This is a genomic window from Paraburkholderia domus (assembly GCF_905220705.1).
In the GTDB taxonomy this organism is placed as follows: domain Bacteria; phylum Pseudomonadota; class Gammaproteobacteria; order Burkholderiales; family Burkholderiaceae; genus Paraburkholderia; species Paraburkholderia domus.
Window position 1 is genome coordinate 166,583 of the sequence record NZ_CAJNAT010000001.1, and the last position, 13,881, is coordinate 180,463.

At 64.1% G+C, this 13,881-nt stretch carries 7 protein-coding genes; 5 read left to right on the forward strand and 2 right to left on the reverse strand.

Annotated features, from left to right (window positions below):
* Nucleotides 1–13 precede the first annotated feature (13 nt).
* Nucleotides 14–2,275, reverse strand: coding sequence for a CHAT domain-containing protein (locus KHO31_RS00680; RefSeq protein ID WP_236061115.1), 2,262 nt, complete (start codon nucleotides 2,273–2,275; stop codon nucleotides 14–16).
* A gap of 279 nt (nucleotides 2,276–2,554) precedes the next feature.
* On the opposite strand from KHO31_RS00680, the gene KHO31_RS00685 reads away from it, so the two are divergent.
* Nucleotides 2,555–4,600, forward strand: a complete 2,046-nt coding sequence (locus KHO31_RS00685) for a serine/threonine-protein kinase (protein ID WP_201073106.1) — start codon at nucleotides 2,555–2,557, stop codon at nucleotides 4,598–4,600.
* Nucleotides 4,601–4,639: 39 nt separating this feature from the next.
* Nucleotides 4,640–6,433 carry a murein transglycosylase A gene (gene mltA, locus KHO31_RS00690; protein WP_201073107.1) on the forward strand — a complete coding sequence of 598 codons (1,794 nt, stop codon included), beginning with the start codon at nucleotides 4,640–4,642 and terminating at the stop codon, nucleotides 6,431–6,433.
* Nucleotides 6,434–6,498: 65 nt separating this feature from the next.
* Here mltA and KHO31_RS00695 read toward each other — a convergent pair whose 3' ends face one another.
* Nucleotides 6,499–6,831 (reverse strand): hypothetical protein, encoded by a 333-nt coding sequence (locus KHO31_RS00695; protein WP_201073108.1) that lies wholly within the window; start codon nucleotides 6,829–6,831, stop codon nucleotides 6,499–6,501.
* A gap of 635 nt (nucleotides 6,832–7,466) precedes the next feature.
* On the opposite strand from KHO31_RS00695, the gene KHO31_RS00700 reads away from it, so the two are divergent.
* From KHO31_RS00700 to KHO31_RS00710, 3 genes are all read left to right on the forward strand, one after another.
* Complete coding sequence (locus tag KHO31_RS00700) at nucleotides 7,467–10,373, forward strand: CHAT domain-containing protein (protein WP_201073110.1); 2,907 nt, start codon at nucleotides 7,467–7,469, stop codon at nucleotides 10,371–10,373.
* Nucleotides 10,374–10,607: 234 nt separating this feature from the next.
* On the forward strand, nucleotides 10,608–10,799 hold the full coding sequence (locus tag KHO31_RS00705; RefSeq protein WP_201073112.1) for a hypothetical protein: 192 nt from the start codon (nucleotides 10,608–10,610) through the stop codon (nucleotides 10,797–10,799).
* 342 nt (nucleotides 10,800–11,141) lie between these two features.
* Nucleotides 11,142–13,880, forward strand: a complete 2,739-nt coding sequence (locus tag KHO31_RS00710) for a LuxR C-terminal-related transcriptional regulator (protein ID WP_201073114.1) — start codon at nucleotides 11,142–11,144, stop codon at nucleotides 13,878–13,880.
* Nucleotide 13,881 lies beyond the last annotated feature (1 nt).

A 13,881-nucleotide genomic window follows, 5' to 3' on the forward strand; every position in this document is an offset into this window, starting at 1 on the left:
TGTCGGTTCATTCTTATTGTTGACGCGCGATGGTCAGGCGCCAGCCACCCATCAGATCGAATGGCGCCCAGAAAAACGGATGCGCGAAGCGCGGATCGTGCAGAACCGCCAGTTGCGCAGTACGCATTGCATCGATCGCCTCATGGCCGTCCGCCAGCTGCGAGTAGAACGTGCGCATGGTCAGCGCGCTCGATTCGTCCGCGACCGGCCACATCGACACGATCAGACTGGTGGCGCCGGCGTAGAAGAACGCCCGTGTGAAGCCGAGAATCTCGTCGCCGCGCGCGATCCGTCCAAGACCGGTCTCGCAGGCCGACAGCGTAACGAGCGAGACATTGTTGAGCTTCAGGTTGTAGATGTCTTTAGCCAGCAACGAGTCCGGACCGTCGGCGGGCTGCGTCGCGGGCGCAAGCAGGATGCTCGAGTGCAGCGGGTCGATCGTGTCGGCCTGCGCGTGCGTCGCCACGTGCAACACACGGCCTGCCGGCGCGTTCTCGCGAAAGCTCAGGCGAGTGGCATCGCTTTGCAAAAACACCTCCTTGCGCGCAAAGAGCGGCGCGATCCCCCGCACTTCCGCCTCGGCGCCTGGCAACGCGAACGCAGGCGTAATGGCCGGATTGCCGAACGCAACCAGATTGCTCGCGATCTGCTGTTGGCGTTGCGCGAGTTGCACTGCGACACTCGCCGAAGGTTCAAGCGCGATGGCGTGACGTTCGATCAGAAAGCCGCCGGTGCTGTGCAGTGCCTGAAACGGCAAATAGTGCAACGCGCCGTGCGGCACGATGATCAGCCGCTCATTCGGACGCAGGCCGAGCGGCGCGATCAGCAGCGCATCGAGCTTGTCGCCGTAGGTCAGCGCGGCCGGACGCCGGCGCACGATCGCGTTGCGCAGGTCGGCAACGGCGGCATCAATGTCCGCGCGCGCGATCGGCAGCGTGTGCCCGGTGAGGCCATCGCTGCGCACCACCCAGACCACCAACTCCTTTTCAAGGCTGTGGAATTCGACAATCGCCTCGTTCGGTTTGAGCGCGCTGCGTGTGGCTGCAAGGCTCGGCACCTGTCCGTTCAATTGCTGATCGTCGACGCCGGCGTCGACCCGGTTGCGCACGACGTCGAGCAGCGCACGCGCCCGGCTGCGTTCGGACAGATTCCAGGCGCTCTCATAGTTGCCGGTTTCGAGTGTCAGCGCGATCGCCTCTTCGAACACTGTTTGCGTGTCACCGAACAGTCCCGTCTTGAACTCGTCGCTGCGAAAGCGCGCGCGGATTTTCTCGGAGTCGTCGACTGCGAGCAAGTAGGCTTCGCGCGCGTGCGGCTTGTCGCCGAGAGCGAGATTGGCGCGGCCGATCCCTTCGTGAGCCCACAGGCGATCGTAGTTCGCGTCGCTGGAGTTGCCGCTTTGGCTCAACAGCGCTTCGAACGCTCGTTTCGCCTCCTCGGGCTTGCCTTCGGCGAGCAGCAGGTTGCCTTCAATGCGCCGGTAGGCAGGCTCGAGTTCGGTGGTGGCCGGGGCCCCGGCGGCATCGAAGGTTTTGCGCGCGGCAACCGTGTCGCCCGCGGCGATCTGCGCGTTGATCACCGACATCAGCACCAGCGGCTTGTAGCGTGGCGACGCGGTAGCGAGCGCGTCGTTGTATGCGGCGAGCGCCTCCTGCGGTTTGCCCCGGCGCAAGGCGACGTCGCCGAGCACCTTGTTGGCGGGTGCGTAGACCTGCTCGGGCGCCTTGGGCGTCGAAGCCAGAGCGTCGCGGGCGTAGCGTTCGGCGTTGTCGAGATCGCCTGCATAGCTGTAGGCAATCGCGAGGTCGCGTTTGGACAAAGCCGCCAGATCGGCGTTATTGGTTTGCCCGGCGACCACCAGCGCGCGCGCCGCGGCATCGACGCTGTCACGGAAGTCACCGCGCTCCGCGGCCGCGACTGACATGCTGCAATAGTCGTAAGCAGGCAGCTTGACGTGGTCGCGCGATAGCAGGAGCCGTCCTTCGGAGGTCAGGGTGTTGATCGTTTCCGCGTCGCGTTCGCGTTCCGCGGCTTGGCGAAAACCGAACGATTCGGGCGCAAGCGCTGTGCCACTGGCGGGCTGCGCCGCGGCTGCGGACGCGCTGGCCGCCAGCGCACTGCCCGTCGCGCTCATCAGTAGGAGCGAGCCCATGACGAGCGCAGAGGTCAGCCGTAAGGAGTCGAGCCGTCGGGGCAATGCAAGGGCAGCGCGCCACGAGATAGCCCGCACGACGCTGTGTGCCATCCCGCTTGACAAGCCTTTGCGCTCGTTCACTTTAACTTCCTGCAAGAAGGTAAAAGGAAGCGGCTAGGACGGAATGCGCGCGCGGTCCACGGGCCGCACACAACGGTTTGCTACATCCGTGTAAACGAATCGGGCCGGCGGATTTTGAAACCGGTGCCCGAACGCGAACCCCCATTCGATCACGGGTGCGCCAGGCTGTTTTCAAAAAATAGCCGTGTCAATCGTCTTAAAGGTGGACGCGCCTGCGCGCGAGGGTGGCGCTCGCGTGTGCCGGGCTCTGCCGTCGAACCCTCCAGGGAGCCGAAGTCGATGAGCAGCCCCGACGACAAAACGGTGATCGTGCAGCGGTCGCCTGGACCAGACGACCGGCAGGCCGCCGCCGAAGCGGCGGACCCCGATCGCACCGTCGTCACCCGCCCGGCCGTAGTGGGCTCGAACGCGCAACATGCGCTGCCCGCCGGCACACGGCTCGGCGAGTTCGAGATCGTCGATCTGATTGGCGAGGGTGGCTTCGGTATCGTGTACCTCGCCTACGATACCCAGCTCGGACGAAACGTCGCGCTCAAGGAGTACATTCCCGCGGCGCTGGCCTCGCGCGTCGGCGCAGCCGAAGTGTCGGTCAGGTCCGAACGTCATGAAGAAACGTTTCGCGCAGGACTTAAAAGCTTCATCAACGAAGCACGCCTGCTCGCCCGCTTCGACCATCATTCGCTTGTCAAGGTGTACCGGTTCTGGGAAGCCAACGGCACGGCATACATGGTGATGCCCTATTACGAGGGCATGACGCTGCGCGACGGCTTGCGCCAGCTCTCCGCGCCACCCGATGAGGTATGGCTGCTCGCCCTGCTGACCCCGCTGATCGAAGCGCTGGCGGTGCTGCATGCGGCACAGTGTTATCACCGCGACATCGCGCCGGACAACATCATGCTGCTCAAGGGAAGCGGCCGCCCTGTGTTACTGGACTTCGGCGCCGCGCGGCGGGTGATCGGCGACATGACCCAGGCGCTGACGGTGATTCTGAAGCCCGGCTATGCGCCCGTCGAGCAATACGCCGAAGTGGCGGCCATGAAACAGGGGCCGTGGACGGACGTGTACGCGCTCGCCGCTGTCGTCTATTTCGCGATTCAGGGCAAGACGCCGCCGCCTTCTGTCGGCAGGCTGATGAGCGACACTTATGTGCCGCTCGCTACGGCGGCGGCCGGCCGCTATACCGAGCGGTTTCTGCGCGCGATCGACCATGCGCTTTCCGTGCGCCCCGAACACCGCCCGCCAAGCGTTCAGGCGCTCGCAAGCGAACTGGGCATTTCCATTGATGCAGCCGACGCCGCAGAGGCGGCGACCGAAAACACGGCCCGCACGCCCGTCGAGGCGGCAGGCGCAAATGCCCGGACAACGACCGTAAGGACTGGCGAGGCCAGCCGCAAAGAGGCAAGCGCGCCGGCCGCAGCAGCAGCCGGCAGTCAACGCAAACGGGCGGGCCTGATCGCGGCCGCCGCCGTTGGCATTGTCGCGCTTGCGGCAATCGGCGCCTGGTTCGCAACGCGCACGCCACCGGCCGCGACCGCGACTACTACGGCTAGCGTGGACGCCGCCGGCCCGGCGTCGCCGAAGCCGGCCAATGCTGGCCCATCGACACCGGGCAACGCCGTTCAAAGTCCGGCAGCCACCACTGCGGCCATCCAGAACGAGCCTGCTGCTCGCGCTTCGAATCCTCCTACGGATGCAGGGGCGTCCGCCGCGGCGCCGACCGCGACAACACCGCCTGTTCCACTCACAAGCGTCGCACCGCCGCCAGTCGCGGCTCTCGCGCCTGCAGATACGCTTGCACCCTATACGCCCGCCAGCGAGCTCGAGCGAATTGCCGCGCTGGCCGATCCGTCGATTCATGTCACCGCCACACCGCAGAGCACGACAGCGAGGATCGGCAAGGATCATCTGCAATTCAAACTCAACAGCAACCGCGCGGGCTATGTGTATGTGTTCATGGTCGATCCTGACGGTCAATATCTGATGCTGTTTCCAAACGGCCTGGACCGCAACAACAAGATCGCAGCCGGTCAGACGCTGTCGTTGCCGCGCGCAAACTGGCCGATGCTGGCGGGCGACCCGCCCGGTCCCAATCACTTCCTGACGCTGGTGTCGGCGACGCCACGCGATTTCTCCGATGGCGGCCTGAAGCCGGCGGCGCCGTTCGAATCATTCCCGGCTGACGCACAGCGCGAAGCGGCCACGCGGCGCAGCGCGCGCTATTCGCCGTTCGCGGGCAAGCCGCGCTGCGCGGCAGACGCGACGGGTTGCGCCGACGACTTCGGCGCCACCACTTTCACCATCGATGCAGTCAAGCCGCCTGGCTAGCCGCGCGCACGACGTACCGATGGTCGGCAAGGAGGCCGCATGCAAAAGGTTCAGCTTCTTCTGCTTGCGCTGACAGCCACGCTCGCTGGTTGCGCGAGCAACAATCCCGCGACGAGCGTGACCGTGGGCGCCACGAACCCCGCCGCCACATCACCGGCTGGGCAAGTGGCGCAAGCAACGCAGCCCGCACAAGCTGCACTGCCGACACAAGGAACGCCCGCGCAGCCAGCCGCAGTAACGCAAACAGGTGGGCCGGAGGTTGTGCCGACAGCGACACAGCCGGTGGGATCGACCACGGCCACTGGATCCGACAGCCCGCGACCCAAACCCGCGCCGATCGGCGGCTTCGCGACGCGTCACGCTTACTACGAATCGACCGCCTTTACCGACTTGCCCGGCTGGAACGCCGACGACGTCAGCGCATCGTGGGAAGCGTTTCGCCGCAGTTGCACCGTGCTCGGCGCCCGTAGCGGCTGGTCGGAACCCTGCAGTGCCGCGTCGGCGGTGGACGTTCGCAACGTCGCGGCGATCCGGCGATTCTTCGAAACGTATTTCAACGCGTACCAGATCCGCAATACCGACCGGTCGCTCGACGGCACGATGACCGGCTACTACGAGCCGCTGCTCAACGGTAGCCGGCAGTATGGCGGCGCCTACGTCTATCCGGTCTACGGCACCCCGAGCGACATGCTCTATCTCGACTCGCGGCGTCTGCCGGACCGGGCGCGCGGCGGCGTAAGCGCGGCTCGCATCGATGGGCATAGCGTGATACCGCTGGCCGATGTCACGATCGGCAGCCTCAAGGGTATCTACACGCTGGACTTGCGCGACAGCGTGCCGGATATCCGCGACAAAAAGATTCGCCTGCGGCTCGATGGCGAGCGCATCGTGCCGTATTACACGCGCGCCGAGATCGAGCGCGGCGCGCTGAAAGCGCCGATCCTCGCGTACGTCGACGACCCCGTCATGTTGTATTCGATGCAGTTGCAAGGCGCAGGCAAGGTCCGCATGAGCGATGGTTCGATTCGCCGCTTTGCCTACGCGGAACAGAACGGCCGACCGTTTCTGCCGCCGCTCGCGCACAACGGCAACACGGCGGCTGGCGCGCACAAACTCGTTGTGCGCGGCCTGGAGATGCAAATCGATGTCAGCGACGACGACGCGCCGGCCACGAGCACCGACGCCAACGCAGCGCATGCGGACGGTGACGACGATGAACCCGCCTCGCCATTGCTGCGCGGCTTCAAACTGGCGACGACCACGCCTTCGACAGCGGGCGCGGTCACGCCGGCAGTGACGAGCACCACTGGCGGGCGCAGTACCGACAATGCAGCTGGCGGCGCAGCCAGCGCACATGTGCCGAATGCGGCTGCGCCTCGTCCCGTCTTCGCGATTTCGGATCCGAGCTATGTGTTCTTTCGCGTGATCCCGGATTCGCCGAACGGTCCGCTGGGCGCGTTGGGCGTACCGCTATCGGCGGGCCGTTCCGTGGCTGTCGATCCGCGCACCACGCCGCTCGGCGCGCCGGTGTTTGTCTCCACACGCGACGACCCCCAGGCGCCGGGTGCGATCAACCGCCTGATGCTGGCCCAGGATTCGGGCGGCGCAATTCAGGGCGCCGTGAGAGCCGATTACTTTTACGGCTTCGGTCAAACCGCGCAGACTCAGGCAAGCCGCACGAAGGAACGGCTGCGAATGTGGGTACTGTTGCCGAAAGGCTTGCACATCGCGGCGCAGGAGACATCTTTAAAAACGCGCGGCGTGAATCCTGCTGCGTCGAATGCGGATTGTCTGGTCAGCGATCCGGTGCTGTGTGTGGACGACGCGCCGTAGATGTCATCCGTGGGACAGGCGATTGTTTTGGCCGCGTCAAGACCGGTAGTGCGGTGCGCGCAGCGCTAGTGATGAATGGTCAGAGGCCGCCAATCGGTTTTATCCGTCGGCGGCGTCCAGTTTGCGTCGGCGATGTCGGCGATGGGCTGATACTCGCCGTTGGCCGTCGGCTCCAGGAAGCGGCACCAGTTTTCGGGAAGATCTTCCCAATCGATGTGGAGACAAAAGCGGCCTTCGTCGGTAATACTCCAGTGGCCGCTTGCGCTGTGCGCCCCGTTGCGGACGTTGCCCCCGCCCCAGAAGACGGTCAGCGTGCCGTCGGGCTTGTTGACCCACTGCCTGAGCGCGCCTGCCGTGTTGGTTCGCAACATGGTGGAGCCGGGCAACAAGGCCAGCAATTGATCTCTGCTGAGTCTGGGAGGGCGTCCGGTGCCTGCGGGTTGCGGGTTGGCCGAGGCAACGGGTTTCTGCGCCGCAGATGAGCTTGCCTTGGCGTCGGCCGATGAAGCCGGTGTCGGCGCGGATGCGGCAGCGCGTGAACTCGGCGCGATCGGCTGGGCGGTGGGCCTGGTCGCGACGTTATTCGCTGGAATGCCTGCGGCGGCAGGCGGCGCCCCAGGCGGCACGCCTGCTTCGGAAGCAGACTTCACGCCTGACTTTGATTTAGCCGCAGCGGCGCGACGCTGTTCGGCTTTGCGTTTTTTTTGCGCCTCGTCCTCTTTCGTCGGGGGCGGCTGGTCAAGAACGAAGTCCACGCGCTGGATTCGAACGTCTGACTCTGGCGTCGTAAAGCGAACGGATCGCGGCGCATGGGCTGGCCGCTGCGTCTGATTCGGTTCCGGCGCTAACGCGCTGTCGAGCCAAACCAGCGCGAGCACGGCGGATAACGCCCCTGCGCAAAACGGGTGGCTCAACGCAATGCGCGTTTGCATGGTCGGTCCTGGCGTTGAAATGACAAAGAATGTCCGGCCTGTTCCTGCACCGAAAACTAGCCTATTAGCGAGGCATGTTGCAATCGGAGGTTTGCCCAATCATGACGTTGACCTACACGAGTGTCACGCTTTCGATTGCGCTAGTTCTCGCATTGCCGCTGCGCGTGTGGCCCCAGTCCGATGACAAGCCACCGGCTACAGCGAGCGAGGTAGCGGCCGCGTCACAAACCGCGCCTTCTGCCCCACTTCAGAATCCGCCCTGGTCGGATGCACGCGCCCATGAGATCCGCGAACAGTTGGCAACCACCAAGGATGGTGAGCAACGCTATGCGCTGCTTATCGAACTGAGCCGTGGTTATTATCGCAGCGGTCATGTCGCCGAGTCCCTGCACGTAGGTGACGAAATACTCAGCGACTCCGCCATTTCAAAAGGGCGGCGTTCGCTGAAGGCGTCCGACCTGGCCATCTCGTATGCGCTTGCCAACGACTACGCGAGAAGTCAAAAGATGGTGGATCGTGCGAAGGAACTGGCGCAAGAAACGCCCGCCAGCGAGTTGGAAACCCTCCCACGTGAACCCGCCTACGCATTTCTCTCCACGGAAGCGGAAATCGACCGGCGCCATCTGAACCGGCATGACCTTGCCCTACTCAAATATCGCGAGCATGCGGATCTCGCCTGGAGCAACTTCAACAACGTATCACTGAGCGAACGGCGGCGCCGCGCTGCGGCCAACGAAGTGCTCGCGTCCGTCAGCGGATTGACGCGTCTCATGGTGCAAAACAACCGGCGCTCAGAGGCGCTCAGTTATGCCAATGAAATGCAATGGTATGTCGACCATCGTCCCGACCTGCACCCTACGCTGACGCAACGTGCGGACGTCAATTTTGCCCGTGCAATCGCGCTTTGCTCATTCGACGATTACGACGCGGCGCTCGATGCGATCAATACGACCATTGCCGAATACCAGCGCGCGGGGCTCGTGGAGCACGATACCAGCTACGGGGGCGCACTGCGCATGCGTCTGCTAGTCGCCTTGGGCATGGGCCGAATCCAGCAATTCGCGGCCGATGCCGAAGCGCTCGATCGCGGCCGTGCAATCAACCCGGTTCTGGCAGGCATCGTTATGCCAGAAGAGTACGACTCGATGAGTCTTGCGGCGCATGGGCAATGGGCGAGCGCCAACGAAAGAATCAGTATCGTGATGGCAAAAACCCTGCGCTATCAAGGCGCCGAAAGTCCGTTTTACAAATATCAGGCGGCAATGCAGATGTTGTACCGGCTCGACGACCCAGCCGGCCAGATCAGCGACGCGGACATCGAGCGCTATGTCATGCCACTCACCGGCACGAACGACGACTGGAGCGACGCCAGCACACGCGGCTCGTATGACGAGGACGGCGCGCTGGTGGCATCCATGGACCGGCTGATGCGTCCAGGCGCGCCCGAATCGGCTCGGGCTCTGGCATTTCGCATTGCCGAACTGTTGCATGTCAACGCCACGCAGGGCGCGATGATCGACGGCGCCGCGCGGCTCGCCGCAGGCGATCCCGCTCTGCGCGCACTGATCGAAAAGGAGCAGGCGCTACGGTACGAGCAGAATACGGGCCGAATGATGTTCGCACGCGCGACGGATAACCTCGCGAACCTCACCGGCCGTGCGGACACCGCAGTCCTCAACCGGCAGAGCAGCATTGTCGAAGATCGGGAGAAGGCGCTCAAGGAAGCGTCTGAAAAGTTGCGCGGCCTGCGCCATGACATCGCCCAAAGGTTTCCGATCTATCGCGAACTGGTGGCGCCGGCTATCCCCTCGCCTGAGAAAATCGGCGCGATATTGAAGCCCGACGAGGTGTACGTCAATTTATACGCCGGTCGAAATGCGAGCTACGCCTTCGTGGTCCAGCCCGGGGGCGCCTTGCGCGCGGTCCGGCTCGACGTCACCCGCGAGCAGTTGAAAAAAATGGCCGTGGCCTTGCGTGCCAGTTTCGACGCCGGCACGCCTCCGTCAAGAGCCGGCGATGCCGGCGGTTTTGATCTGGCCGCTGCTTCCGGCCTCTACGCGGCGCTCATCGCGCCGATCCAGACGTCGCTGCAGGGCGCCACCACCATCTACCTGTCGACCTCCGGCCTGCTGGCCGCCGTGCCCTTCAACGTGCTCGTGACCCGCCCCGCGAAAACCCTCGCCGAAGCAAACTGGTGGATCACGGCGGCCACACCCGTGCAAATGCCCAGCGCATCGGCGCTCGTGCTCGCGCGCAGCGAGCACGCCGGAACGGCCGGCAATTCGTTCATCGCCTTTGCCGACCCCGCCTTCGACGGTCGCAAGACCCTGCCGATCTCCGATACCGCCGCGCCCGAAGTGCGAGCGCGAGCGATACCCGCGAATGCCGACGTCACCGATTTCGACTATCACCGGGTGGCGCCGCTTCCTGAAACGCTCGACGAAGCGCGTGCCATCGCCGCTGCACTCGGCGCTTCACCACAGAGCGTGATCTGGGGTATTCAGGCGTCACGTAGCCAGGTGCTCAAGGAAAACATGTCGGACGACAAAGTGGTGGTGTTCGCCACGCACGGCGTCATCGCAGGCCAGGTGCCGGGCCTGCGTAAAGCCGGCCTGGCGCTGGCGTATGAAGGCAGCGGCCTTGCCGATTCCATCCTGACGATCGACGATATCGTCACGCTGCGTCTGAATGCCGATTGGGTTGTGCTGTCGGCCTGCAATACCGGCTTCGCGACCGGTGACGCGGGCGACTCCGTATCCGCTCTGTCACGCGGATTTTTCGGAGCCGGCGCACGCTCCTTGCTGGTGACGCAGTGGGCAGTCGAATCGCAATCGGCAAAGCAACTGACCGTCGGACTGTTCCAGGCCTATACCCAGGCGCCCGCGCTTTCGAAAGCCGGCTCGCTTGCACAGGTGCAGCGAGACATGCTCAATGGCAAGTACGGCGCCTTGTACAGGCATCCGTATTTCTGGGGGGCGTATACGCTGGCGGGGAACGCAGCACGTTGATCCTATTCTTCGCCGCCCTCTCCCACATTCACGAATGGCGCCCAAAGCGGGCGGTGGCAATCCGCAGCTTCCGCTCCCAGGCTACGCCGGCTACTTCGTCTTTGAAAACTACACGCCGTCAACGGATGTAGGCTTCACCGAGCCACTGAACGGCGGTACCGAACACGCACTCGGCAGCGCCACCGCATCCGATGTGACTACGCCGCGTTGCGCCTCGCAACCGCGACCGGAGAGGTGGCCGTCGGCTCACGCAACAGCAGTGTGCTGACCGGCTGGGCTGGCGGCCTTGTGGAACAAGAAAACGGCCTGAACGCGGCGCTCACCATCGCGCCAATCGGGACAGGCACCGATTCTAATAACTTCGTTATCCAGACGGATTCCGTCGCGAATCTGGTACAGGTCTCCATTCTCACGCCGGCCGTGTGAGCCGATCGCCAGCGATTTCGTTTGGTTCGTTCGGGATACGCGCCGCGGGCCAGAGTTTGTGCACCGCAATGCAATTCGATGCGGCAGACATGCCGCCTGCCTCAAGGTGGTTGGGCGTATCATTTCGTGAGCAAGACACGGTTCAGGCGGCACCCGCCGAGGGGCGATTCCCCCATCACCGGCCGGGGTGCCGCACCGTTGTCCCACTGTGGAACTGCGCGTCTCCTCGCTGGAATCCATAGTGTCTGAGCGCAGCACCGCGCAGAATCCCCCTTAAAGGGGAGCACGATTGCATGGACGGGGGATGGCAGCCAGGGTCAACCCGTACGCCTGGAGCAACTGATGCACGTGACAGAAGCGACAATCTCGAACAAGCCACTTCTCTTCCTTGCAACGAAGGTCGTTCCGCCACGCCTGCCCACGGGCTTGATCGACCGCCCGCGCCTCGCTTCGCTTGCCGCGCAGACGGAAAAGAAGCGCCTGACGGTGATCAAGGCGCCCGCGGGATTTGGCAAGACGTCGCTCGCGCTTGGCTGGCTCAGCGCGCTCGCGACGAACAGCGCGCGGGTCGCCTGGCTCGCTCTCGACGCCGACGATGACGAGCCCGCCCGATACTTCAATCATCTTGCGCACGCATTACGGCAAGCCTGCGGCAACGTCGGTGCCTCAGTCATCGGCTTGACCGCCGAAGCGTCGTTCGTGCCGGCGAATGCACTCGCATCGACGCTAATTAACGAGCTTGTCGACGTCGACGAGGAGGTCTACCTCTTCATCGACGACTACCATTTGATCAGCGAGGCACCGATTCACGAAGCGATGTCGCTGTTCATTGCCAATGCGCCCTCCCAGGTCCACGTGGTGCTGTGCACGCGAACCGATCCCCCGCTTCCTACGGCCAAGCTGCGAGCCCGAAACGAACTTCTGGAGATCGACGCGTCGACGTTGAGATTCGACTTCGACGAGACGCGCCGCTTCGTCGAGCACGAATGCCCAGGAAAGCTCGGCACCACGGACGTGAAGTCCCTGTTCGCAACCACCGAAGGCTGGGCTGCCGCGCTGCGGATCTCCGCGTCGGTGCTGGCGCGGGACGATCGCCCCCAAGGCTGGCGGGCCAGCGCGCCGACCGGCGCATCAAGGCCGCTGGCAGACTACCTCGAAGACATACTCCAGTCCTTACCTGCGGGGATGTTCGAGTTCATGCTGCGTACGGCGATACTCGATCGTCTGAGTGCGCCGCTTTGCGAGGCGCTCACCGGCGAGAAGCAGAGCCAGATCACGCTGGACGCGATTGTGGCGCGCCAGTTGCTGCTGGAGCCGCTGGACCTGGAAGGACATTGGTTCCGTTATCACCCGCTCATGGCCGAGTACCTCCGGCGTCGGCTGAACGACCGGTATCCCGACGAGATCACCGAACTGCATCGCCGCGCGTGGCAGTGGTACGCGGCAGAGCACCAGTGGACCGACGCAGTCAGGCATGCCATCGCCGCCGGCGCAACCGACGATGCCATTCGCCTCATGGAACACTGCGCAAAGTCGCTCCTCAAAAGCGGCGATCTGCTCACGCTGGTCGGCTGGCAGCGTCAATTCCCGGCCGACCTGATGCGGGCGCAGATTACCGTCACGCTTGCGATTGTCTGGGGCACGGTACTCGCCATGCGCTTCGATGACACGCTCTCGATGCTGGATTCGATCGAACACGATGCCGCAGACAAGGCGGTCGACGCGGACTACGTCCGGTGGGAGTGCGCCGCGATTCGCTCGGCACTTGCAGCACTACAGGATGATCCACAACGGGCACTCCCGCTCGCGCAACAGTATCTGGCCCGGCCGTCGCGCGATGCATGGACTACCAATGCGATCTCGAACGTGGCCCGCTTCTGCCACTGGAAAGCGGGCAATCTCGAGGCCCTTCACGCCATCCCCTGGATTCCAGACCCAGTCGAGGAAGATCAACGCAGCGTGTTCTCCACGGTCTATCGGCTTTGCCTGCTCGGCCATGTGGAAATGCAGCAACTGCGCTTTCCGCTCGCGGAGCGCCGCTTCAACGAAGCGATGGCACTCGCCGAGCACCATTCGGGCCCGCACTCGATAGCGGCGGCCTTGTGCGCGCCGATGATCGCCCAATTACGTTATGAGCAGGGGCGCCTGGACGAAGCTGAAGCGCTGCTCGTCGAGCTCATGCCGGTCATTGAACTTGCCGTATTTCTCGACAGTGTGCTCATCAGCTATCGCATACTCATTCGAATCGCCGTGGCACGCTCCAATTTTGCGCACGCGTATGCCTTGCTCGACAGCGGACAGGCGCTGGGTCAGGCACGTCGATGGAACCGGCTGATTGCCGCCGCGCTCGCCGAAAGAACCCGGCTGAATCTTGCAGAGGGCCGGCTTGCCGAAGCAGGCGCGTGCGTGGCACAGCTGCGTCAGTTGGCCACCTCCGACGCCGGGTCGGCCGGCCCCGTGTCGCCGGAGATCGAGAACTACCGGGACCTGGGGGCTGCGTGCCTCGCCATACGACGGCAGCAGACCCAGGAGGCGGTCGAGATATTGAACGGTGCACTGGCCCGTCTCGAACATCTCCACGGCACCTATCTCGCGTTGCGACTGCGGACCCTCCTCGCGCTGGCGTGGCTGAACGCCGGCGAGCGCGATCGGGCGCTCACGATATTCCACGAGGTTGCGACGGTCGCAGCGCCTGCCGGAGTCTGCCAATCCATTGTCGATCAAGGGCCGGAAATCGGCCCGCTATTGAAGCTGGCGCGCGAGAGCGTCGGCGCCACGACGGCCAAAACGCAGGAGATCGCGACCTGGCTAGACCGTCTGCTGGATAGCTGGCGAGCCCAGCACGAACCCAACAGCCAGCCACGGCGAGAAGTCGAGCGCGACCGCCTCAGTTCGCGCGAGCGCGGCATCGTCGAGTTGATCGCGAAGGGACAGTCAAACAAGGAAATTGCACGTACGCTCGGGATCACACCTGAAACGGTCAAGTCCCACGTAAAGAGCATCTTTACGAAGCTGGAAGTCGATAAACGCGCCCAGGCCGTCTCGCGCGCGCAGGCGCTCGGATTGGTCAACCATAGCTAGG